This window comes from Pseudonocardia sp. EC080619-01 (genome assembly GCF_001420995.1).
Taxonomy (GTDB): Bacteria; Actinomycetota; Actinomycetes; order Mycobacteriales; family Pseudonocardiaceae; genus Pseudonocardia.
This window is the reverse complement of the sequence record NZ_CP012184.1, coordinates 3,288,046-3,309,364: the sequence shown is the minus strand read 5'-3', so window position 1 is coordinate 3,309,364 and position 21,319 is coordinate 3,288,046. Positions and strand designations below refer to the sequence as shown.

Annotated in this window: 22 protein-coding genes, 2 pseudogenes and 1 riboswitch; of the genes and pseudogenes, 11 read left to right on the top strand and 13 right to left on the bottom strand. The window is 74.3% G+C overall.

The features are described from left to right. Positions 1-87: 87 nt before the first annotated feature. The 3 genes from AD017_RS15595 (at position 88) to AD017_RS15585 (ending at position 3,524) form a co-directional block, all read left to right on the top strand. Positions 88-1,425, top strand: coding sequence for an iron-containing alcohol dehydrogenase (locus AD017_RS15595; protein ID WP_010242371.1), 1,338 nt, complete (start codon positions 88-90; stop codon positions 1,423-1,425). 10 nt (positions 1,426-1,435) lie between these two features. Continuing rightward, on the top strand, positions 1,436-2,818 hold the full coding sequence (locus tag AD017_RS15590; protein WP_082538257.1) for a GAF domain-containing sensor histidine kinase: 1,383 nt from the start codon (positions 1,436-1,438) through the stop codon (positions 2,816-2,818). 85 nt (positions 2,819-2,903) lie between these two features. Further along, positions 2,904-3,524 (top strand): response regulator transcription factor, encoded by a 621-nt coding sequence (locus AD017_RS15585; protein ID WP_227012757.1) that lies wholly within the window; start codon positions 2,904-2,906, stop codon positions 3,522-3,524. Positions 3,525-3,542: 18 nt separating this feature from the next. Here the strand turns inward: AD017_RS15585 and AD017_RS36310 are convergent, their stop codons facing one another. After that, positions 3,543-3,884: a hypothetical protein gene (locus AD017_RS36310; protein WP_227013383.1), complete on the bottom strand. Its 342-nt coding sequence runs from the start codon at positions 3,882-3,884 to the stop codon at positions 3,543-3,545. A gap of 160 nt (positions 3,885-4,044) precedes the next feature. Further along, positions 4,045-4,446 (bottom strand): annotated as a pseudogene (locus tag AD017_RS36305) (class I SAM-dependent methyltransferase); the annotation flags it as partial. 64 nt (positions 4,447-4,510) lie between these two features. Between AD017_RS36305 and AD017_RS15575 the strand changes: the two are divergent. Then, positions 4,511-5,113 (top strand): hypothetical protein, encoded by a 603-nt coding sequence (locus AD017_RS15575; protein WP_060574664.1) that lies wholly within the window; start codon positions 4,511-4,513, stop codon positions 5,111-5,113. Positions 5,114-5,137: 24 nt separating this feature from the next. On the opposite strand, the gene AD017_RS15570 is transcribed toward AD017_RS15575, so the two are convergent. From AD017_RS15570 to thiO, 3 genes are all read right to left on the bottom strand, one after another. Beyond that, a complete protein-coding gene (locus AD017_RS15570) occupies positions 5,138-5,884 on the bottom strand; it encodes a thiazole synthase (RefSeq protein WP_010226767.1) in 747 nt (248 codons plus the stop codon). A 2-nt stretch (positions 5,885-5,886) separates the two neighbouring features. Then, positions 5,887-6,087 (bottom strand): sulfur carrier protein ThiS, encoded by a 201-nt coding sequence (thiS, locus tag AD017_RS15565; RefSeq protein WP_010226766.1) that lies wholly within the window; start codon positions 6,085-6,087, stop codon positions 5,887-5,889. Positions 6,088-6,089: 2 nt separating this feature from the next. Beyond that, positions 6,090-7,238: a glycine oxidase ThiO gene (gene thiO, locus AD017_RS15560; protein WP_060574663.1), complete on the bottom strand. Its 1,149-nt coding sequence runs from the start codon at positions 7,236-7,238 to the stop codon at positions 6,090-6,092. Beyond that, positions 7,237-7,344, bottom strand: a riboswitch (TPP riboswitch). (Overlaps the previous gene by 2 nt.) A gap of 31 nt (positions 7,345-7,375) precedes the next feature. Between thiO and thiE the strand changes: the two genes are divergently transcribed. Then, positions 7,376-8,059, top strand: a complete 684-nt coding sequence (thiE, locus tag AD017_RS15555) for a thiamine phosphate synthase (protein WP_060574662.1) — start codon at positions 7,376-7,378, stop codon at positions 8,057-8,059. A gap of 70 nt (positions 8,060-8,129) precedes the next feature. Here thiE and AD017_RS15550 read toward each other — a convergent pair whose 3' ends face one another. Together AD017_RS15550 and AD017_RS15545 are read right to left on the bottom strand one after the other, a co-directional pair. Further along, the gene (locus AD017_RS15550) at positions 8,130-9,386 is read right to left on the bottom strand and encodes a hypothetical protein (protein ID WP_060574661.1); all 1,257 of its coding nucleotides are present in this window, start codon (positions 9,384-9,386) and stop codon (positions 8,130-8,132) included. A gap of 132 nt (positions 9,387-9,518) precedes the next feature. Next, entirely contained in the window at positions 9,519-10,214 is a 696-nt protein-coding gene (locus AD017_RS15545; protein ID WP_060574660.1) for a DUF3159 domain-containing protein, read from the bottom strand. Positions 10,215-10,367: 153 nt separating this feature from the next. Here AD017_RS15545 and AD017_RS15540 point away from each other — a divergent pair. Next, positions 10,368-11,152 (top strand): annotated as a pseudogene (locus AD017_RS15540) (SGNH/GDSL hydrolase family protein); the annotation flags it as partial. 14 nt (positions 11,153-11,166) lie between these two features. On the opposite strand, the gene thpD reads toward AD017_RS15540, so the two are convergent. The 4 genes from thpD to ectA all read right to left on the bottom strand — a co-directional run bounded on the left by thpD (position 11,167) and on the right by ectA (position 14,472). After that, a complete protein-coding gene (gene thpD, locus AD017_RS15535; protein ID WP_060574659.1) occupies positions 11,167-12,093 on the bottom strand; it encodes an ectoine hydroxylase in 927 nt (308 codons plus the stop codon). 137 nt (positions 12,094-12,230) lie between these two features. Next, the gene (locus tag AD017_RS15530) at positions 12,231-12,626 is read right to left on the bottom strand and encodes an ectoine synthase (protein WP_010241127.1); all 396 of its coding nucleotides are present in this window, start codon (positions 12,624-12,626) and stop codon (positions 12,231-12,233) included. Positions 12,627-12,633: 7 nt separating this feature from the next. Next, the gene (gene ectB, locus AD017_RS15525; protein ID WP_010241128.1) at positions 12,634-13,887 is read right to left on the bottom strand and encodes a diaminobutyrate--2-oxoglutarate transaminase; all 1,254 of its coding nucleotides are present in this window, start codon (positions 13,885-13,887) and stop codon (positions 12,634-12,636) included. Further along, positions 13,888-14,472: a diaminobutyrate acetyltransferase gene (gene ectA, locus AD017_RS15520; RefSeq protein WP_010241130.1), complete on the bottom strand. Its 585-nt coding sequence runs from the start codon at positions 14,470-14,472 to the stop codon at positions 13,888-13,890. A 326-nt stretch (positions 14,473-14,798) separates the two neighbouring features. Here ectA and AD017_RS15515 point away from each other — a divergent pair, with 326 nt between their 5' ends. Then, the gene (locus tag AD017_RS15515; RefSeq protein WP_139323983.1) at positions 14,799-15,098 is read left to right on the top strand and encodes a hypothetical protein; all 300 of its coding nucleotides are present in this window, start codon (positions 14,799-14,801) and stop codon (positions 15,096-15,098) included. A gap of 51 nt (positions 15,099-15,149) precedes the next feature. Here the strand turns inward: AD017_RS15515 and AD017_RS15510 are convergent, their stop codons facing one another. Together AD017_RS15510 and tatA are read right to left on the bottom strand one after the other, a co-directional pair. Then, entirely contained in the window at positions 15,150-15,890 is a 741-nt protein-coding gene (locus AD017_RS15510; protein WP_060574658.1) for an SDR family oxidoreductase, read from the bottom strand. A 7-nt stretch (positions 15,891-15,897) separates the two neighbouring features. After that, positions 15,898-16,125, bottom strand: coding sequence for a Sec-independent protein translocase subunit TatA (gene tatA, locus AD017_RS15505; protein WP_010241145.1), 228 nt, complete (start codon positions 16,123-16,125; stop codon positions 15,898-15,900). 215 nt (positions 16,126-16,340) lie between these two features. On the opposite strand from tatA, the gene AD017_RS15500 reads away from it, so the two are divergent. The 4 genes from AD017_RS15500 to AD017_RS15485 all read left to right on the top strand — a co-directional run bounded on the left by AD017_RS15500 (position 16,341) and on the right by AD017_RS15485 (position 21,249). Beyond that, positions 16,341-17,201 (top strand): arpA protein, encoded by an 861-nt coding sequence (locus AD017_RS15500; protein ID WP_145984057.1) that lies wholly within the window; start codon positions 16,341-16,343, stop codon positions 17,199-17,201. Positions 17,202-17,208: 7 nt separating this feature from the next. After that, the gene (locus tag AD017_RS15495) at positions 17,209-19,002 is read left to right on the top strand and encodes a choline/carnitine O-acyltransferase (protein ID WP_060574657.1); all 1,794 of its coding nucleotides are present in this window, start codon (positions 17,209-17,211) and stop codon (positions 19,000-19,002) included. An 18-nt stretch (positions 19,003-19,020) separates the two neighbouring features. Beyond that, entirely contained in the window at positions 19,021-19,995 is a 975-nt protein-coding gene (locus AD017_RS15490) for an NAD(P)-dependent oxidoreductase (RefSeq protein WP_082399265.1), read from the top strand. A gap of 132 nt (positions 19,996-20,127) precedes the next feature. Beyond that, entirely contained in the window at positions 20,128-21,249 is a 1,122-nt protein-coding gene (locus AD017_RS15485) for a hypothetical protein (RefSeq protein WP_060574655.1), read from the top strand. The last annotated feature ends 70 nt before the right edge of the window (positions 21,250-21,319 follow it).

Here is a 21,319-nt window from a genome sequence, read left to right as displayed (position 1 = left end):
CAGCGGATCTTCGTCCGCCCGCCGATCGTGGGTGGCCCGCGGGAGGCCCCCGGGCTGTACCGTGGGCCACACGCTCGTGACGGAGCCGTGTCCCGAACCGGGCGGCGGCCCGACCACGACGGAGCGGAGGAGGGCAGCGTGGTCCTCACCGGATCATCCGGATCCGTGCACCGGGACGCGGTCCTGGTGCTCGACGGCGACCAGGCACGCCCGGGCGACGGTTCCGGGACCGGCTACACCGTGCGCGCGGCCGACTGCCCACGGGAGAGCAGGCCGCGGCTGTCCAAGTTCCACGCACCGGAGATCGTCTTCGGTCCCGACTCGCTCGGGGAGACGGCGCACGCCGCGGTCCGCCTGGGCGCCCGCAGGCCGTTCGTCGTCACCGACCCGGGGGTGACCGAGGCGGGCTGGCCCGCCGAGCTGCTGCGGCACCTGCGGGCCGCGGGCCTGCGTCCGCAGCTGTGGAACGAGATCACCCCGAACCCGAAGGACCACGAGATCCAGGCCGGGTTCGAGCGCTACGAGAGCTCCGGCTGCGACGTGGTGATCGGCGTCGGCGGCGGGTCGGTGATCGACGCCGCGAAGGGCGTCGCGCTGCTCGCCGCGAACGGCGGCACGATCCTCGACTACGAGGGCATCGACCGGATCTCCAACCCGATCCCGCCGCTGGTCATGGTGCCGTCGACCTCGGGCACCGGGGCCGACGTCTCGCAGTTCTGCATCATCACCGACACCGAGCGACTCACCAAGATCACGATCATGGGGCGGGCCCTCGTCCCGGACGTCTCGGTGATCGACCCGCGGCTGCTCGTGACCATGCCGGACTGGTTGAACGCCGCCACCGGGCTGGACGCGCTCACCCACGGCATCGAGGCCTTCGTGTCGCTGGCGCACGGCCCGCTGACCGACACCCACGCGCTGCACGCCGTCGCACTCGTCCACACCAACCTGCCGACGACGATGATCCGCCGCACCGACGACGGCCCGCGCACCGCGATGGCCCAGGCCGCGCTGGAGGCCGGGCTGGCCTTCACCAACGCGATCCTCGGGGCCACGCACGCGATGAGCCACCAGGTCGGCGGGATGCTCGACCTCCCGCACGGGCTGATCAACGGGGTGCTGCTGCCGCACGTCATCCGCTTCAACGGCGCCGACGACCCGACGCGGTTCGTCCCGATCGCCCAGGCGATGGGGCTGCCCGCACGGCCCGGCATGCCCGGCGACGAGGCCGTCGACATGGTCGCGACCGAGGTCCGCAAGCTCGCCGACGAGGTCGGCGTCCCCACCGGGCTCGCGGCGATCGGGGTCCGCGACTCGGACGTGCCCCGCCTCGCCCGGCTCACCCTCGGCGACGCCTGCCTGACCACCAACCCGCGCACCGCCACGGTGGAGCAGATCGAGGATCTGTTCCGGGAAGCACTCTGAGGCCCCGACGGTGACGGCCGCCGCCCGGTTCCCGAGCCGCCGCACGCCCGCGCCGTCGACCAACGGCTTCGGGAGCCGCCCGGACCTCGACCAGTTGACCGGCCTGCGGACCGGCAAGCCGTCGTTCTACCCGGAGTACCGGGTCAACGCCGAGCGGCTCAAGCGGGTCATCCTCGCGCTCGACCGGATCTCCGCGGCCCTGGTGCGGACCATGGAGGGCTCCGAGGCGCTGGTCCGTGCGGTCGCCGACGCCGCCGCCGACCACCTCTCCGCGGACTGGGTGATCCTCGGGCTGGTCGACGGCGAGCTGCCCGACGCGACACCCCGGCACGTCGTGCTGGGCCCGGACGGCGTCGAGTGGGCGGACCTCCGGCTGGTGCCGGACAAGGTGCGCCGGCACGTCGCGCTGCTCCGGTCCGGGGACGGGATCGCCCACGAGTCCGCCGCCCACCGCGGCAACGACGAACGCTCCCACCTGCACGTCCCGATCCGGCTGAACGGCCGCACCGTCGGCGGGTTCGCCGCCTGGACCCCGCCGGACCGCGACATCGACGACACCGACCACTCGGTGCTGCGGATCCTCGCCGGCCAGACCGCGTCGGCCCTGCAGAACTGCGCGCTGCTCGAACGGTCCGAGGCCCTGCACGCCCGCACCGCCGCCCAGGCCGAGGACCTGCGGACCCGCAACGACGAGCTGATGGCCACCCAGCAGGCACTGGGCGCGGCCCGCCAGCGCGAGGTGCTCGACAACGAGCGGCACCGGATCGCCCGCGAGCTGCACGACAGCGTCACCCAGTACGCGCTGTCGGCCGGGATGCACATCGAGCTGTGCCGCTCGGAGATCGCCGACCTGAACCTGCTGCAGCACCTCGACACCGCGAAGGACCTCACCCGGCGTGCGGTGGAGCAGCTACGCTCGGCGATCTACGCCCTGAACGACGACGACCACGGCGACAAGGACCTGCCGTCGATGCTGCGGCAGCTGTCCACCGTGCACATGCCCGACGAGCTGCGCGTCGAGGTGACCATCGGCGGCACCCCGGTCCCGCTGCAGCACGAGCACGAGCAGTCGCTGTTCCGGATCGCCGGCGAGGCGTTGTTCAACACGGCGATGCACGCGTCGGCGTCGCGGGCGGTGGTCCGGCTGGCGTACCAGGCGGACCGGATCCGCCTCTCGGTGTCCGACGACGGCGGCGCCTCCCCCGACCAGATCCGCCGCACGCTGCGTGCGGCGTCGGTCCGCGGCCCCTCCGGTGAGCACCGCGGGCTGGTCAACATGGACGCCCGGGCCCGGGAGATGGGTGGGGCCCTGCGCTTCCGCCGGTCCCGGATCGGCAGCCTGCAGGTCCAGGTGGACGTCCCGCTCGGGACGCCGGTGAAGGAGATCTCGTGAGCGGACCACTGCGGACCCCGCCGGCGCCCGCACACGCCGGTGGGGCCCCCGGCGCGACCTGCCCTCGACCCGTCCGATCCGGATCGTGCTGGTCGACGACCACTCGATCATGCGCCAGGGCCTCCGCGCCGTCCTGGAGCGCGAGGACGACCTGCGCGTCGTCGGCGAGGCGGGCAGTGCCCCGGAGGCGTTCGCCGCCGTCGCGGCGGGGCGCCCGCAGGTCGTGCTGCTGGACCTGAAGCTGGCGTCCGGCCCGCAGACCGACGGCCTGGAGGTGTGCCGCAAGCTCTGCGCGGACCACCCGGGGATCGGGGTGCTCGTGCTGACCACGTTCGCCGAGGACCGCCTCGTCGTCGAGTCGGTGCAGGCCGGGGCCCGCGGCTACGTCGTGAAGGACGTCGACACCACCGAGCTGGTGCGGGCGATCCGGGCGGTGTCGCGCGGCGAGAGCGCGTTCGACGCCCGCTCCGCCTCGGCGATGGTGCGCTCGCTGTCCGGCGGGATGCCCGACCGCGAGCGGCTGACCGACCGCGAGCTGGACGTGCTGCGGCTCCTGGCGCGCGGGCTGTCCAACCGGGCCATCGGCGCCGAGCTGTTCATCTCCGAGACCACGGTGAAGTTCCACGTCGGGAACCTCATGCGCAAGCTGATGGTGTCCCGCCGCGCCGAGGCCGTCTACGCCGCGACGAAGCTCGGCCTGCTCTGAACCGCGGGCGGCAGACGCTCAGGGCGCGACCGCCTGCACGGTGACGCTCAGCGGCAGGGCCGGACCGTCCCCGGTGACGCGCCACTCGCCGTCGTCGCCCTCGGCCATCCGGCCCGGCAGCGCCTCCCACGGCACGCTGGCGTGCTCGGCCAGCGCGGTGACGGTCAGCCCCTGCCCCAGCAGTGCGGTGACGATCTCGCCGATGCCGTGGTTCCAGGAGTGCGTGACGGTGGCGGACAGCGGGCGCGACGTCGGCACGTAGCTCGTGTCCTCCTCGGACACGACCGGCTCGGCCGTCTCGAAGTACGGGTACCGCAGGGACAGGTCGTGCTCGTCGAGCGCACCGAGCAGCGGGTGCATGTCCCGGACGAGCAGCCGCCCGCCCGGCGCCAGCAGCCCCGCGACGACAGCGGCCCACCGCTCGATGCTCGGCAGCCAGCACAGCGCGCCGATCCCGGTGTAGCAGCCGCCCGCCCGGCGCCAGCAGCCCCGCGACGACAGCGGCCCACCGCTCGATGCTCGGCAGCCAGCACAGCGCGCCGATCCCGGTGTAGACGACGTCGAACGCGTGCCGGGGCAGCACCTCGTCGGCCCGCTGCACGTCGGCCTCGACGTAGTCGATCTCGGCGCCGGCCCGGGCGGCGATCGACCGGGCGTGCTCCAGCGACGCAGGCGAGAAGTCCAGCCCGGTCACCCGGGCACCCAGGCGGTGCAGCGACAGCGTGTCCGTCCCGAGATGGCACTGCAGGTGCACGACGCGCAGGCCGGTGAGGTCACCCAGCCGGTCCCGGTCGAACCGGACGACGCCGGAGAGCGCCTCCGGATCGCCGACCAGCTGGTCGACGCGGTAGTCCGGGCTCTCGGCGTGCAGCGGGGCACGGTCGTCCCAGGAGGCGCGGTTGACGGTCAGCGATCGGTCCATGCCCCCACCCCAGCAGGTGCGCACCCGCACGGCGATCGGATTCCGGGCCCGGTACACAGGTCCGATGCGGTGGTACGCGGAACGTCCCGACCGGCTGGCGCGACAGGTCGTCGCCGACGTCGTCGCAGTGCTGTGGGTGGTGCTCGCGCTGGTGGCGGGTGTCGCGGTGCACGACGGGCTCCGGGCCCTGGAGGGGCCCGGCGAGTCGCTGGTCGCGGCGGGCGGCCGGGTCTCCGACGCGTTCGCCGGGGTCTCCGGCGCGGTGTCGGCGGTCCCGTTCGTCGGTCCCGATCTCGCCCGTGCGTTCGAGCCGGCCTCGGGCGCGGGCGCGGACCTGGCCTCGGCCGGACGGCAGTACGGGGAGACCGTCGGGACGCTCGCCGCCGGGTCGCTGGTCGTGGTCCCGCTGGTGCTGCTGCTCCCGGTGCTGCTCGGCTGGCTGCCGCTGCGGCTGCGCTACGCCCGCCGGGCCGGGGCCGCGGTCGCCGCCCGGGACACGGCGCCGGACCTGCTCGCGGTCCGCGCCCTCACCCGCGTGCCGGTGGCCCGGCTGACCCGGATCGCCCCGGACCCGGCGGCCGCCTGGCGGGCCGGGGACCCGGACGTCGTGCGGCGGCTGGCCGGGCTGGAGCTGGAGGCGTTGGGCCTCCGGCTCGTGAGTGGTTAGTGCGGCCCGGACCGACTTTTCCACTCACGGGCTGCTTGCCTGCGCCCAGTACCGGCGCGGGATCCGCCCGGCGTGCCGGGCGTCCCACCCGGCCTCGACGCCCCGCCGCATGGCCCGCGCCATCCGCTCCGGATCCGCGGCGCGGGTGACGGCGGTGGCGAGCAGGACGGCGTCGCACCCCAGCTCCATCGCCTGCGCGGCCTCGGACGCCGTGCCGATGCCCGCGTCGAGCACCACCGGCACACCGGCCTCCGCGACGATCATCTCGATGTTGTGCGGGTTCCGGATGCCCAGTCCGGTGCCGATCGGCGAGCCCAGCGGCATGACGGCCGCGCAGCCGGCCTGCTCCAGCTTGCGGGCGAGCACCGGGTCGTCGTTGGTGTAGGGCAGCACCGTGAAGCCGTCGTCGACGAGCTGCTCGGCGGCGTCGAGGAGCTCGACCGGGTCCGGGAGCAGGGTCCGCTCGTCGGCGACGACCTCCAGCTTCACCAGGTCGGTCTCCAGCGCCTCGCGGGCCATCCGCGCCGTCAGGACCGCCTCGGCCGCGGTCCGGCACCCCGCGGTGTTGGGCAGCAACCGGATCCCGAGCCTGCGCAGCAGGTCCAGCAGCCCGGTCCCGCCCTCGACGTCGACGCGGCGCAGCGCCACCGTCGTCAGCTCGGTGCCGGACGCGACCAGCGCCCGCTCCAGGATCTCCAGGTTGGCGGCACCGCCGGTGCCGGTGATCAACCGGGAGTCGAACAGGTGGTCCCCGAACGCGAGCTTGTCCATCGTCATCCTCCCTGCACGGCGGTCAGCACCTCGATCCGCGCGCCCTCGGCCGGGACGAACCCGGCCCGCGCGGCGCGCGGCACCACCTCCCCGTCGACGGCGACGGCGATGCCCCGCTCGGGCATGCCGGCGTCGGCGAGCAGGCGGACGAGGTCCGCGCCGTCGTCGATCTCGCGCTCCTCGCCGTTCAGCACGATGCGCATCGTCAGCTCCTCTCCGCCGCGGCCGGTGCGAACCGGCGCGGGTCCGCCGCGCGGGCGGCGGCGGGCACGTCGTCGCCCCGCAGCACCGCGGCCGCCGCGGCCACCGTGACCGGGACGAGCAGCATGCCGTTCCGGCCGTGTCCGGTGGCCGCGACCAGGCCGTCCGGCCCGGTGCGGCCGATCAGCGGCAGGTTGTCCCGGCTCCCCGGGCGCAGCCCGGCCGCCGTCTCGGTCAGCTCGTACTCGGCGATCCCGGGCAGGATCCGCTCCGCGTCGCGGAGCAGGTCTCGGACCCCGCCGACGGTGACCGCCGTGTCGAACCCGTTCTCCGACGTCGTCGCGCCGATCACCAGGTCCCCGTGACCGGGTACCACGCGCGGCACGGCGTACACCGGACGTCCGTCGACGAGTGCCCGCACCGTCCGGGACGGCGGCGGCAGCGCCCCGGACCGGCGGGTGAGCCGCAGGATCTCGCCCTTGACCGGGCGGACCAGGCCCGCCAGCGACGGGTGCAGCGACGACGAGTGCGCGCCCGCCGCGACCACGACGACGTCCGCCCCGACCTCGGTCCCGTCGGTGAGCCGGACCCCGGTCACGGCGGTGCCGTCGTCGCACACGGACTCCACCGCGCGCTCGTCGATCCGCACCCCGCCGCGCTCGCACGCGGCGCGCAGCGCCGCCAGCAGCAGCCGGTTGTCCACCGAGGGGTCCCCCGGCACCGAGAGGCCGCCCCGGACGTCCGGGCCGATCGCCGGTTCGAGCCGGCGCAGCTCGCGCCCGGTCAGCCGCTGCACCGGCCTGCCGAGCGAGTCGAGGTGACCGGCGAGGGCGTGCAGCTCGTCGCGGTCACCGGAGCCGGTCGCCACCACGACGGTGCCCTCCGGGTGCAGCCCGGCGTCGGCGCCCGCGTCGGCGGACAGCTCGGCGGCGAAGCCGGGCCAGCGGGCGACCGAGTCCAGCCCCAGCTCCAGCAGGTCCTCCTCGCCGGGCCACGCCTCGGTGACGGGGGCCAGCATCCCCCCGGCCACCCAGGACGCCCCGGAGGCCGGGGCCGGGTCGAACACGGTGACGCGGTGACCGGCGCGCGCGGCCTCGCGGGCCACCGCGAGCCCGATCGCCCCGGCACCCGCGACGGCCAGTCGGACGGTCATGGATCTGCCACCTCGCTCCCTGCGCCGGCATGACCCGGATCAGGTTCGACGGTCGGGACCGCGCCTGGTCCCCTCTCAGCCCGATCGCCGGGCTCCCGTGGTTCTCGGTCGTACGAGTCCCCAGGCTACGCCGTAGCGTGCGGTCCGTGTCCGACACCGATCCCCGCGCCCGGCGGCTCGCCCGCCTGCAGGACGCGCGGCTGTACGTGTGCACCGACGCCCGCACCGAGCGCGGCGACCTGGCCGAGTTCGCCGACGCCGCCCTCGCCGGCGGGGTCGACGTCGTCCAGCTCCGGGACAAGGGCGGCGACGACGGCCCGCTGGAGGCCCGGGCGGAGCTCGCTGCCCTGGAGGTGCTCGCCGACGCCTGCCGCCGGCACGGCGCGCTGCTCGCCGTGAACGACCGGGCCGACGTCGCGCTGGCCGCCGGCGCCGACGTGCTGCACCTGGGGCAGGACGACCTGCCCGTGCACTGGGCCCGCCGCGTCGTCGGCGACGACGTGCTCGTCGGCCGCTCCTCGCACAGCGCGGACGAGACGCTCGCCGCGGCCGGTGAGGACGGCGTGGACTACTTCTGCGCGGGCCCGTGCTGGCCGACCCCCACGAAGCCCGGACGGCCGGCACCCGGCCTCGACCTGGTCCGCGAGGTCGCGGGCCGTGCCCCGGCACGGCCCTGGTTCGCGATCGGCGGGATCGACGAGGAGCGGCTCGACGCGGTGCTCGACGCCGGGGCGGACCGGATCGTCGTCGTCCGGGCGATCACGCAGGCCGACGACCCGCGCGCCGCCGCGGCCCGGCTGCGGGCCCGGCTGCCCCGCTGAGCCCCGGACGTACGGCGGCCCCGATGGGCCGATCGCCCACCGGGGCCGTGCGCTGCGGTGCCGGAGCGGCTCAGTTGGACGGAGCCGCGCCCCCGCTGCCCTGACCGGACTGTCCGGACCGGTCGGACCCGCCCGACCCGGAGTCGGGCTGCTGGGTCGGCAGCACCCGGCTGAGCCCGTCCTGCAGCGGGTTCCCGCCGCTGCCCGAGCCGTCCTGCTGCTCCGTGCCGCCCTGCTCGTCCTGCGACGACTCGGTGCTGCTGGTGCTGCTCGACGACTCCGAGGTGCTCGTCGCGGACTCCGACGTGCTCGTCGCCGAGTCCGACGAGTCGGTGGAGCCACTGCCGTCGTCGGTCTCCGGTGCCGGGGCGGGGCCGGTCACCACGCTCCCGACCGAGGTGCTGGAGCTGTTGCCCGCCAGCGACGATCCCTTCACGACCTCGATCCCGGTGATCAGGAACATCGACACCGCGAAGGTCAGGACGCCGAGCACCGCGGAGACGATCACCGTCCGCCGGGTGAGACGGACCCGGCGCCAGCGCCCGTGCCCCGCGGAGCGCGACGGCTGGGCCGGCGCCTGCGACGGGTCGAGCAGCACGGTCTCCTCGCCGGTGGGGCCGGCGACCCCGCGCCCGGACGACTGACCCGCCGCCACGACCGTGCCCTCGGCGACGCCCTTGCCCTTCTTGGCGGCCGCCTTGTCCTTGATCTCGATGGCCTTGTCCCGGCTCACCTCGAGCGAGCGGGTGAACAGGGTCGTCGCGAGCGTCGAGATGATCGAGCCGAGCGCCGCACCCAGGACCGTCCCGATCGCGCCGAGGAACGACCCGAGGATCGCCGTGACGATCGCGGCCCCCGCGCCGGCGGCGATCTTCGTCGGGCTCAGGTCCGCCTTCAGCGTCGCCGTCTGGTCGGGGGAGCCACCGCGGTCGCCGGAACCGCCGGAGCCGCCACCCGGGCCGCCACCGCCCGGACCGCCGCCGACCGGACCGTTCGGGCCGCCCGGCCCGCTCGCGGCCCGCAGGTCACCGGGGCCGTCGGGGGGCAGCGCGCGGGTACGCGGGTGCCCGCCGGGCGGCGTGCCGGCCGGGGCACCGGGCCCGGGGACCACGCGGGTCGGCCGCGGGCCGCCGGCCGGGGGTGCACCGGGCGGCCCGCCGTGCGGCGGGCGGGACGGCGCCGTGCGCCGCTGCTGGTGCGGGACGCGGGGCGAGTCGGGTGCCGCGACGGGGCGTCCGGACGGGTACTGGGGTGCGGGGCGGGACGGGCCGGCGGCGCCACGGGGGGCGTCACCGGAGCCGGGCTCCGGGGGGCGCTGGTGAGGCATGGCTCCTTGCACGATCGTCGGCGGGGCGAGCTCCACGGGTGAGAACGTCCGGGCACGACGGAACGCACCGGACGATCACCAGATGTGCGGACCTTCACACGACGGCGTGAAAGTCACGGTAAGATCACGATTCTAGCGTGACCCCGGGTCAGCATCCGTCACCCGGGGGTTACGGATGCCCGGGTGATCGCGTGGCAGCGCCGTACGCAGCAACGGCCACGACACGAGCACGCTCAGTCCGACGAGGACGGGGCTCACGATCGTCCGGGCGAGCCCCAGCAGCAGGACCTGGTCGGCCGCCCACAGCGGCAGGAACACGGCCAGCCGCACGACGTACTGGAACACCCACGCCCACGACGCCCGCTGGTAGCCACGGAGCAGGTCCGGGTCACGCCGCCAGCGGGTCCGCTGCCCCAGCAGCCCACCGACGATCACCCCGAGCAGCGGCCAGCGCACGACGGTCGAGATCGCCCAGGCCAGCGCGCTGCCCGCGTTCGACACGATCTGGACCAGGAAGAAGTCCGACGCCCGACCGGTCGCCAGCGCGATCCCGGCCGCGAGGACGACGCCGGCCAGCCCGAACAGCACCGCACGCGGCTTGCGGCCCTGCCGCAGCCGCCACAGCGCCGTCCCGGCACCCGCCACGACCGCGGCCCCGGCACCCCAGTTGATCGGGAACGCCGAACCGGACCAGCCCGCCACCAGCCACGCCAGGACGAAGGCGACCACCGGCACCGAGGCGTCGACGGCGCCGGCCCGGCCGCCGAGCAGCTCGGCCAGCCCCGGGTCCTGACGGGAGGCGGAGCGAGGGGCGGGATCGTGCGTCACAACGGTAAGGGTGCCCTACCAAGCCCCGGCGGTCGACGGAACGGGTTGGCGCGCACCACCGGAAAGGGTGATCATCGGAGTAACGCGGGACGTCCGTCCGCTGAACAACGGGCAGGGAGCACGCACGGACCAGGCCGAAGGGGGGCGGTGCACATGCGGCACCGGAGCTACGTCGCGATCGGCGACAGCTTCACCGAGGGGCTCGACGACCTCACCGAGGACGGCTCGCCACGCGGCTGGGCCGACCGGGTCGCCGAGACGCTCGCGGCCCGGTACCCGGGCTTCGGGTACGCCAATCTCGCCGTCCGCGGGAAGGTCCTCGACGAGATCGTCGCCGAGCAGATCCCCGTCGCCGAGCAGCTGCGCCCCGATCTGATCACCTTCTGCGCCGGCGGCAACGACATCATCGGCTGGAGCTGCGACACCGACGACCTCGCCGCCCGGTTCGACGCCGCGCTGGCCCGGCTGGTCGCGACCGGCGCCGAGGTGCTGATCTTCACCGGGTTCGACCTGTGCCGGATGCACCCCTTCATCCGCAGGCTGCGCGGCCGGATCGCCTGCTACAACGAGCTGATGCGGGCCTCGGCCGAGCGGCACGGCTGCCGGGTCGTCGACCTCTGGGCGATGGACGTGCTGGCCGACCCGCGGGCGTGGGGCCCGGACCGGCTGCACCTGGTGCCGCACGCGCACGAGCGCGTGGCCTGGCGGATGCTGGAGGCGCTGGGCGAACCGGTCGGGGCCGACTGGCGTGCCCCGTGGCCCGAGCCCGAGGGCGCACCGTGCCGTGGCGGGCCCGGCAGGCCGAGGACCTGCACTGGCTCACCCACCACGTGATGCCGTGGGTCCGCAGGCGCCTGCGCGGCGAGCGGATCGGCGACGGCTACCTGCCGAAGCGGCCGACCCTCGGGCCGCTGCCCGGGACCGGCAGCCCGCACGGGGTGCGTGACCCGGGTCAGCGCACCGGGGTGAAGTCGCGCGCGCCGATGTGCCCGGGCCGCGGGTTCGGAGCGGAGAAGGGCTCCACGCAGGTGTTCTCGACGCTGTTGAACACCAGGAAGATGTTCGAGCGCGGGTACGGGGTGATGTTGTCCCCGGAGCCGTGCATGCAGTTGGAGTCGAAGAAGGTCGCCCCTCCGGCGTCACCGGTCATCATCGCGATGCCGTGCCGGTCGGACAGCTTCGAGATCGAGCCGGCGTCCGGCGTACCGATCTCCTGCTCCTTGAGCGACGAGAGGTGGTTGTCCTCCGGCGTCTCACCGACGCAGGACACGAACGTCCGGTGCGATCCCGGCATGATCATCAGGCAGCCGTTGAACGCGTGGTTGTCGGTCAGCGAGATCGAGCAGCTGACCGCGCGCGGGCCGGGCATGCCGTCCTCGGCGTGCCAGGTCTCGAAGTCGGAGTGCCAGTAGAAGCCTCCGCCGCCGAGGCCGGGCTTGTAGTTGATCCGGCTCTGGTGCACGTACACGTCGGAGCCGAGGATCTGGCGCGCGCGGGACAGCACGCGCTCGTCACGGACCAGCCGGCCGATCGCCTCGGAGATGCGGTGCACCTCGAAGATCGAACGGACCTCGTCGGAAGACTTCTCGATCACGCACCGCTCGTCGGCGCGCACCGAGGGGTCGTTCGCGAGCCGGTCGAGCTCCGCCTGGTACTCGGCGATCTCGTCGGCAGTGAGCAGGCCCGGGACCTGCGTGAAGCCGTCGCGCTCGTGCACGCCGAGCTCCTGTGCCCCGAACATCCCGGCACCCGCGTGGTCGCCCCACACGGTCGGCTCGGCACGGTCGATGAACGCGGGGGTGTTCGACACCCGGGTGGGGTAGCGGTCCCCGGTCCCGGTGAACTGGTCGAGGTGGGTACTCCCGGCAACAGCAGTCACGGGCGTTCCTCCTTGCGGTGTTGCTCGTCCTTTCCACGGGTGCGGCCTGTATCTAGACCACGAGGGACGTTCCCGCTGTCGTACAGCGGAAACGTCCCTCGTGGTGGATCGGCCTGCGCCGGTCGCCCGGCGGTGCCTCAGTCCTCGACGACCAGCGGGTACACGCCGTTCTCGTCGTGGACCTCCCGGCCGGTGACCGGCGGGTTGAAGACGCAGACGCACTTGATCTGGGTCTTCGGGCGGAGCTGGTGCTTCTCGTTCCCGCTCAGCACGTAGATCGAGCCCGGCGCCAGCTGGTACGTGACGTCGTTGTCCTTGTCGTAGAGCTCGCCCTCACCCTGGGTGATGAAGACGGCCTCGATGTGGTTGGCGTACCAGAAGTCGTTGATCGTCCCGGCCTCGAGGGTGGTCTCGTGGACCGAGAACCCCACCTTGTCGTTGGCCAGCACGATGCGCTTGCTGCGCCACTGCCCGTTCTCGGACTTGACGTCGCGCTCGGTGTCGGTGATCTCGTTCAACGTACGGACGATCATGTGACTATCAGCTCCCGATGACGGTTCGGACGGACTCGCCGATGATCCCAAGACCCTCGTCGATCTCGTCGTCGGTGGTGGTCAGGGGCGGCAGCAGCTTGAGGACCTCGTCGTTCGGGCCCGCGGTCTCCAGCAGCAGCCGGTGCTCGAAGGCCTTCCCGGCGATCTTCTCCGCCAGGCCCTCCTCCTCGAACTGGATGCCGCGCGCCAGGCCGCGGCCCTTGGCGAACATCTCGGTGCCCCGGTTGTCGCCGATGATCTTGTTGAAACCCTCTTCGATCTTCTGGCCCTTGCGGATCGTGTCCTTCTCGAGCGTGTCGTCGGTCCACCAGTTCCGCAGGGTGTGGGTGGCCGTCACGAAGGCGGGGTTGTTGCCGCGGAAGGTGCCGTTGTGCTCGCCGGGGCCCCACTGGTCGTACTCGGGCTTGATCAGCACGAGCGCCATCGGCAGGCCGTAGCCGGAGATGGACTTCGAGATGGTGACGATGTCGGGCTGGATGCCCGCGATCTCGAAGGAGAAGAACGGGCCGGTCCGGCCACAGCCCATCTGCACGTCGTCGACGATCATCAGGATGCCCTTGCGGGTGCACAGGTCGCGCAGACCCTGCAGCCACTCGATGCGGGCCGGGTTGAGCCCGCCCTCGCCCTGCACGGTCTCGACGATCACGGCGGCCGGCTCGTTGAGGCTGGACCCGGTGTCGTCGAGGACCTTCTCGAACCACAGGAAGTCGGGCATCTTGCCGTCGAAGTAGTTGTCGAACGGCATCGGCGTCGAGTGGACCAGCGGGATGCCGGCGCCACCGCGCTTCATCGAGTTGCCCGTCACCGACAGCGCGCCCAGCGTCATGCCGTGGAACGCGTTGGTGAAGTTGATGAGCGCTTCCCTGCCGGAGATCTTGCGCGCCAGCTTCAGCGCGGACTCCACGGCGTTGGCACCCGTCGGCCCGGGGAACTGGACCTTGTACTCCAGCCCGCGCGGGGCGAGGACGACGTCCTGGAAGGTGTTCAGGAACTCACCCTTGGCCCGGGTGTACATGTCCAGACCGTGGGTGATGCCGTCGCTCGCGAGGTAGTCGAGCAGCGGCTTCTTCAGCGCCTCGGGGTTGTGCCCGTAGTTGAGCGCACCGGCGCCGCCGAAGAAGTCGAGGTAGGAGTTCCCGTCGACGTCGGTGAGCCGGCTGCCCTTGGCCGTGTCGAAGACGACCGGCCAGTTACGGCAGTAGCTCCGGACCTGGGACTCGAGATCCTCGAAAACGGTCATTTACTTGCCACCTTTGTCTGCTGCGATCGGGCCGATGCGGTAGAGGTGCTCCGGCTCGTGCTCGTCGCCGAGCAGGTCCGGACCGAAGAGGTCCTCCCGCTCGATCGACGTTCCGTGTCGTCTGGCGAAGGAACTGAACAGCCGGATGGACGACTCGTTGTCCGGGGTGATGGTCGTGTCCATCCGGTCCACCCCCGCGGCGTCGAACGCCTGGTCCCAGACCGCGTCGAGCATGCGGCCCGCGAGACCGGCCCCGCGCGCGACCGGGTCCACGCACACCTGCCAGATGAACAGGGTGGTGGGGGCCTGCGGGCGCAGGTAGCCGGTGACGTAGCCGACGGCGCGGCCGTCGTCCCGGCGGGCGATCACCGAGGTACGCGCGAAGTCGTGACACCAGAGCACGTAGGCGTAGCGGGAGTTGGCGTCCAGCGTCTGCGACTCGACGGCGAGCCGCGCCATGTCGACCCCGTCGGCCGCGACCGGTGCCACGATCTCGTACGAATGGTCACCCTCGGCGTCGGCGGTCGTCTCGTTCCCGGACGACGACGCGGACGCCCGAGGCTCGGCCTGCTCGGGAGCGATCATGTCGAACGAGATTAACGGTCCGGCGGGCCGGATGCAGGTTCTGACGGGTACGCGGGCGGCCTCCGGCGCACCGCCGCATGACCGGCGTCACACTGTCCCGTACGGCCGCCGGAACGGGTGTCCGCCCAGCGAGGAGGCCGGATCCGGGGCTCCCGGCCCGCGTCCGGGACAAGGCCGTCACCGGCCGATCCGGGCACTCCCGTGGCGCTCGCCACGCTCCGCGACGAAGTCCCGTCGCATTCGGCCGTTCGTGCGGATGCACTTGCATCTGCACGGCTGCGGGGCGACGATGGGATCTCCGCCGAACGACGCCCGGAGGAGCCACCGTGCCGGTACCACCCGTCAGTACACGACCGGTGCCGTCGTCGACGCCGGCCGCCGAGCCGGGCGTCACCGTCACGTGCGCCCGCGACGGGCACAGTCACGTGGTCCCGCACGCGGTGCTGGCCGACTCCCTGACCGCGGACTCGGGGCAGTGCACGGCCGTCTGCGGGCACGTCGTGCTCCCGGCCTCGCTGGCCTCACCGCCCGGGTCGGGTTGCCTGCTCTGCGCCGAGGCGACCGACGCCGGCCGGCGGCCGCAGCGGCGACGCACCTGGACCGGGCGCACGGTCCGGACCTCCTGACGGTCCGCTCCCTGACCTCACGCCCGGGTCCCCCGCCCGGGCGTGCTCCCCTCAGCGTCCGCCGCTGACGTCGAGCACCGCACCGGTGACGTAGCCGGCCTCGTCCGAGAGCAGCCACGCGATCGCCGTCGCGACCTCCTCCGGCCGCCCGGCCCGCCCCATCGGGATCTGCGGCGCCATCCGGTCCACCCGGCCGGGCTCGCCGGCCCGGGCGTGGAAGTCGGTGTCGAGCAGGCCCGGCCGCACCGCGGCGACCCGGACGCCGTCCGCCGCGACCTCCTTCGCCAGGCCCACCACCAGCGACTCGACGCCGGCCTTCGCCGCGGCGTAGTCGTTCCACTCGTCCGGGGAGCCGAGCACCGCCGCCCGGGACGTCACGTGCACCAGCACACCGCCGTGCCCGCCGTAGCGGGTGGACATGCGGTGCACCGCCTCCCGCGAGCAGAGCAGCGGGGCACGCAGGTTGAGCGCGAGGACACCGTCGATGCGCGCGTCGCTCATGTCCTCCAGGCGCTGCCGGGACGGCGCACCACCGGCGTTCACGACGACCCCGGTCAGCCGGGTGGGCATGCCGGCTGCCTCGTCGAACAGCCGCTCGACGCCCTCGGTGCGGGTGACGTCCGCGGCGACGGCTCGCGCCTCCACGCCCGCGGCGCGGCAGTCGGCGACCACCGCCGCCGCGTCCTCCGGGGACGACCGGTGCCCGACCAGCACGTCGTGGCCGCGCCCGGCCAGCAGGCGGGCGGTGGCGGCACCGACGCCACGGCTGGCGCCGGTGACGAGCACCGTCATCGGGAGCTCAGCCGCGGGTCTCGCCGGTCGGCGTCGCGCTCCCGCTCTCGAGGTCGGCGGCCGCCCGGCCGCTGCCGTCGGCCGGCTCGTCGGCCCGCAGCTCGCGCATCTCGCTCTTCAGGATCCGGGACGACCGGCCCACCGACCGGGCCATCTCCGGGAGCTTCTTGGCGCCGAACAGCAGCACCAGCACAGCCAGCACGATCAACCAGTGGGTGGGGCTGAGTGCACCCATCGCCGCCTCCTCGCTCGCGATCGGGCGCCCGTCCGGACACCCGTCATGGTCAACGACCGACACGGCCCGGAGTTCCGCGGCGGGAACGGGTGACCGGGACTGACCGTTCGGTCACCATCCGTGGACACCGGCCCCCGGTCCCGGTTTGGATCGGCAGGAATCGACACGGTCATCGAGGGCGGCGCCGGTGCCGCCCGGCGCGAAGGAGCTGATCCGTGCAGCCGTCGGTACTCGCCGTCCCGCAGGCCCTCGAACCGGTCGATCTCGACCGGTACCCGCTGCACGAACCCGGATCCGACGGCTGGGACGCCGCCGTGCGGACCGCGCGGGACCACCTCGCCGCGGACGGCTGCGCGGTCCTGCCCGGGTTCGTCCGGGCGGCCTGGCGGGACCGGCTGCGCCGCGAGGGCGAGGAGATCGCCCCGCGGGCGCACCACGAGTCCCAGGTCGTGAACGTCTACAACACCGAGCCCGATCCGGACCTGCCCGCCGAGCACCCGGCCCGGGTCCCGCTGGAGCGCGGGAACGCCTTCGTCGCACGGGACCGGATCCCGGACGACCAGGTGATCCACCGGCTCTACCCGGTGCCGGCGTTCCGGGCCTTCCTGGCCGCCTGCGTGGGCGTCCCGGAGCTGCACGAGCTGGCCGACCCGCTGGCCGGGCTCTGCCTCAACGTCGTCGGCGAGGGCCGGTCGCACCCCTGGCACTTCGACACCAACGAGATCGCGATCAGCCTGCTCACCCGGGCGCCGGAGGCCGGCGGGGTGTTCGAGTACTGCCCGGACATCCGGTCCGACGGCGCGGAGAACACCGCCGACGTGGCCGCGGTGCTCGCGGGTGACGGCGGTGACCGCGTCCGCCGGCTGGAGCTGCGCGCCGGGGAGCTGCAGCTGTTCCGGGGCCGCTACTCGCTGCACCGGGTCACCGAGGTGCGGGGCGGCACCGCACGCCACACGGCGATCTTCTCCTACAGCGCGCGGCCGGGGGTGGTCGGCAGCGCGGTGCGGACCCGGCAGCTGTTCGGCCGGACACTGCCCGAACACGGGGGCAGCGGAGCGTGCGCGTCGACGGGCTGATGGACTGATGGCCGTGACCCAGCCCACGACCTTCGTCGCCGACGACGACCTGCCGAAGGTGCCGCTGCCCACGCTCGCCGCCTCGGTGGACCGGTTCCTGGAGTGGTGCGCGCCGCTGCTCACCCCGGACGAGTACGCCCGCACCGAGGCCGCCGCGCGGGAGCTGCTCGTCCCGGGCGGTACCGCCGAGGTGCTGCAGGCCGACCTGGAGCGGTTCGACGCGTCCGCGCACAGTTGGCTCGACGAGTTCTGGCCGTCGCGTTACCTGGGCCGCCGGGACCGGATCGCGCTCAACGCGAACTTCTTCTTCCAGTTCGGACCGGGCTCGGCCGACCCGTGCGAGCGGGCCGCCGAGCTCGCGACGGCCGCGATCGGGCACAAGGCCGACCTGGACGCCGGGACGTTCCCGCCGCTGACCGCGCGCGGCGTGCCACAGTCGATGGACCAGAGCCGGCACGTCTTCTCCACGACCCGGATCCCCGGGGACCCGCAGGACACCGTCCGCAGCCCCCACACCGACGCGTGGCCGGGCCCGTCGGCCGAGCGGCACGTCGTCGTGTTCAGCCGGGGGCGGATCCACCGGCTCGACGTGTTCGGCCCCGGCGGCGACCTGCACACCGTCCCCGAGATCGCGGACGGGCTGCGCGCGATCCGGGACGCGTACCCCGGCCGCGCCGGGCTCGACGAGGCGGTCGGCTCGCTGACCACGCTGGCCCGCGCCGAGTGGGCGGGCGTCCGGGACCGGCTGGCCGGGCTCGACCCGGCCAACGCCGAGGCCGTCGATCTCGTGGAGCGGGCGCTGTTCGCGATCTGCCTCGACGACGACGTCCCGGCGGACGACACCGCGGCCGCCAGGACCCTGCTGGCCGGGGACTCCGGCAACCGGTGGTTCGACAAGGCGCTGTCGGTCGTCGTGCTCGCCGACGGCACCGCCGGGGTGAACATCGAGCACTGCGAGCTGGACGGCACGACGGTCCTGACCCTGGTGGACGCGATGTTCGCCGACCCGGTCGAGACCCACGCCGCCCGTGCCGGTGCGCGGGAGCAGGGCCCGCCCGCCCACTCCGAGCTGACGTTCGTCCTCGACGACGACCTGCGCGCCACCGTCCGCCGCGCGCACGACGACTTCGCCGCCTTCCTCGGTGCCACCGCGACCACGCTCGTCGCCTTCGACGACTTCGGCGCGCAGGACGCGAAGGCGCTGAAGTGCTCGCCGGACGCCTTCGTGCAGGCCGCCTACCAGGTCGCCCACCGCCGGGCGAAGGGCGTCACCGGCGCCACCTACGAGTCGATCGCCACCCGGCAGTTCCGCCGCGGGCGCACCGAGGCGATGCGGGTGATCACCCCCGAGATGGTCGCCTTCGTCGACGCGATGCAGGATCCGCAGGCCGCGGACGACGACCGGCGGGCCGCGTTCCGTCTCGCCGCGGAGGCGCACGGGGCGCGCGCGAAGCAGTGCCAGCAGGGCGACGCCCCCGAGCAGCACCTGTGGGAGCTGGAGTGGATCCAGCGACGCCGCGGCGCGGAGCTCGGGGCGACCGAACCGATGGAGGTCTTCGCGTCCCCCGGCTGGACGATCATGCGCGACGACTGGCTGTCGACCAGCTCGGCGCCGTCGGAGAACGTGCGGTTCTTCGGTTTCGGCTCCACGAGCTCGCGGTGCATCGGCGTGGCGTACGTGCTGCTCCCGGACCGGTTCCACGTGCACCTGTCCACCCCGGCCGACCAGGCCGACGGGATGCACGCGTTCGCCCGCGAGCTGCGGGTGGCGGTCGGCGAGCTGCGGAACCTGCTTGCCTGATCGCGGAGGATGTCCGGTGTGGAGCGCTTCCTCGTCACCGGCAGTTCCGGGCACCTCGGCGAGGCGCTGGTCCGCGTCCTGCGCGGCGACGGGATCGCCGTCACCGGGCTGGACCTGCGGCCCTCGCCGTGGACCGACGTCGTCGCGTCGCTGACCGACCGCGACGCGGTCCGCGGGGCGCTGACCGGCGTCACGCACGTCCTGCACACCGCGACGCTGCACAAGCCGCACGTCGGTTCGCACAGCAGGCAGGACTTCGTGGACACCAACGTGTCCGGCACCCTCGCGGTGCTCGAGGAGTCGGCCGCCGCCGGAGTGCGCGGGGTGGTGTTCACGTCCTCCACCAGCGCGTTCGGGCGGGCCCTGGCACCGTCCCCCGGCGGGCCGGCGACCTGGATCGACGAGGCCGTCGTCCCGCGGGTGCGCAACGTCTACGGCGCGACGAAGACCGCCGCCGAGGGGCTGTGCGAGCTGGCCGCGCTGGATCCGGGGCTGCCGGTCGTGGTGCTGCGGACGTCGCGGTTCTTCCCGGAGGCCGACGACCGCGACGACGTCCGGGCCGGCTTCGACGACACGGCACTCAAGCTGGTCGAGTTCTGTCACCGCCGGGTGGACGTCGCCGACGTGGTGTCCGCGCACCTGGCTGCGGCGCGGCGGGCACCGGAGCTCGGGTTCGCCCGCTTCGTGGTCAGCGCGCCGTCGCCCTTCACGCGGGACGACCTCGCCGGGCTGGGGACCGATCCGGCCGCGGTGCTGGCCCGCCGTGCGCCGGAGGTGGACGCGCTGCTGCGCGAGCGCGGCTGGGCGGTCCCGGCCGTCGACCGCGTCTACTCGCCGGCACGGGCGGTCGCCGAGCTCGGCTGGTCCCCCGTCTGGGACGCCGCGGCCGTCGCCGGCCGGGTCCGTGACGGTCACGCGCCACGCAGCCCGCTCGCCGACGCCGTCGGGGCGAAGGGATACCACGCAGAGCCGACCGGCGTGTACACCCGGTGATTTCCGCTCACCGGACCAGGTGACTGTGGGCCGCTGGGGCTAACGCATCGGGTGTGTACGGCGGTAAGGGTGACGGCAGCACGCGGGAGCCACCGCTCGCTGAACCGCCGTACCGAAGCCCGGAGGTCCGCCATGACCGGCCCGCAGCAGTCCCGGCCCAGCCCCGCCCCGCGCGGTGGGGGCGACTCCGGCGGCCCCCGGCCGTCCCCCCGCGCGCGGCACGGCCGTGACGGGGACTTCCCGGAGAACTCCTACCAGGGCGGGTACGAGGACGGTGGCGGCTACCCGGACCTGCGGGCGTCGCGGCCGGTGGACCGCACGCCACCGGCCGGTGAGGTCCAGGACCTCTACGGCGGCACCGGCCCGCAGCCGGTGATCGACGACCCGGCGGGGTACGGCACGGCCCCGGCCCGGGACGAGGGCGGGTACGCCGCACCGGCGCGCTACGACGGCTACGGCGCCCCGGTGCAGGGCACCCCGGACCCGGGCCGGGCACCGGCCTACGACGAGACCGCCGGGTACGGGATGCCCACCGGGTACACCGCCGGTTCCGGGTACGACGGGTCCGCGACGGACGACGGGCAGGGGTACGGGTACGGGGGGCGCCCCGGCTACGGCGAGTACGGCGACTCCGCCTCGCGCGGCGGCACCGCCATCGACGGCGGCCCGCCCTACACGGCCTCCGCCGCCGGCCCGCTCGACGCGCCCACCGGGGCCCCCGCCCCCACCCACGCGCCGTCCGGGGCGGCGGAGCCCGCCTACTCCGGGCACGACGGCACCCACCCCGGGTACCAGGCCGGCGGGGCGACGGACCCCTACGGCACCCCGGGGACCACGGCCGTCGCCGACCGCGACGACGAGGGCCGGACGGTCGCGGCCGCCGTCCCCGCGCAGCGCGCCCCGGCCGAGGGCGGTCGGCGGCCGTCGACCGTCGCCGAGGCGGCCGCGGTGCGCTTCGGCCCCACCGGGGCCGCGGAGACCGCCGAGGCCGCGGGCGGCCGGTCCGGACCCGCGCAGGCGCCGGGCCAGGTCCGGCCGGCGACCGAGGACCGGGGACGCGGGGCCGCACCGGCGGCGACGGTCGCCAAGGACCCGGCCGCCCTCACCGTCCTCCGGGTCGTCACCTACGTGCTGGTGTCGCTGTCCTGCCTGGTCTTCCTGGCCGGGGTGGTCTACGGGGTGCTGAGCTGGCTGGAGCTGCGCGAGGCGCTGGGCTCGTCGCCCCTGTTCGGCGGGTCGCCCTTCGGCGGCTGATCCGCCGAGGTCCCAGGCCGGACCGGCGGGTCCGGCCGATGAGTCCGGGCCGGGGCACCGGTCGACAGCG

What these genes read in the sequence shown, in the direction of transcription:
- AD017_RS36310 (WP_227013383.1), bottom strand. Translation starts at nt 3,884, where the DNA reads ATGCACCCGCTGCTCGGTGCGCTCGACGAGCACGACCTGTCCCTGCGG.
- AD017_RS15575 (WP_060574664.1), top strand. Translation starts at nt 4,511, where the DNA reads ATGCGGTGGTACGCGGAACGTCCCGACCGGCTGGCGCGACAGGTCGTC.
- AD017_RS15570 (WP_010226767.1), bottom strand. Translation starts at nt 5,884, where the DNA reads ATGGACAAGCTCGCGTTCGGGGACCACCTGTTCGACTCCCGGTTGATC.
- thiS (WP_010226766.1), bottom strand. Translation starts at nt 6,087, where the DNA reads ATGCGCATCGTGCTGAACGGCGAGGAGCGCGAGATCGACGACGGCGCG.
- thiO (WP_060574663.1), bottom strand. Translation starts at nt 7,238, where the DNA reads ATGACCGTCCGACTGGCCGTCGCGGGTGCCGGGGCGATCGGGCTCGCG.
- AD017_RS15550 (WP_060574661.1), bottom strand. Translation starts at nt 9,386, where the DNA reads ATGCCTCACCAGCGCCCCCCGGAGCCCGGCTCCGGTGACGCCCCCCGT.
- AD017_RS15530 (WP_010241127.1), bottom strand. Translation starts at nt 12,626, where the DNA reads ATGATCGTCCGTACGTTGAACGAGATCACCGACACCGAGCGCGACGTC.
- ectB (WP_010241128.1), bottom strand. Translation starts at nt 13,887, where the DNA reads ATGACCGTTTTCGAGGATCTCGAGTCCCAGGTCCGGAGCTACTGCCGT.
- ectA (WP_010241130.1), bottom strand. Translation starts at nt 14,472, where the DNA reads ATGATCGCTCCCGAGCAGGCCGAGCCTCGGGCGTCCGCGTCGTCGTCC.
- AD017_RS15510 (WP_060574658.1), bottom strand. Translation starts at nt 15,890, where the DNA reads ATGACGGTGCTCGTCACCGGCGCCAGCCGTGGCGTCGGTGCCGCCACC.
- tatA (WP_010241145.1), bottom strand. Translation starts at nt 16,125, where the DNA reads ATGGGTGCACTCAGCCCCACCCACTGGTTGATCGTGCTGGCTGTGCTG.
- AD017_RS15495 (WP_060574657.1), top strand. Translation starts at nt 17,209, where the DNA reads ATGGCCGTGACCCAGCCCACGACCTTCGTCGCCGACGACGACCTGCCG.
- AD017_RS15485 (WP_060574655.1), top strand. Translation starts at nt 20,128, where the DNA reads ATGACCGGCCCGCAGCAGTCCCGGCCCAGCCCCGCCCCGCGCGGTGGG.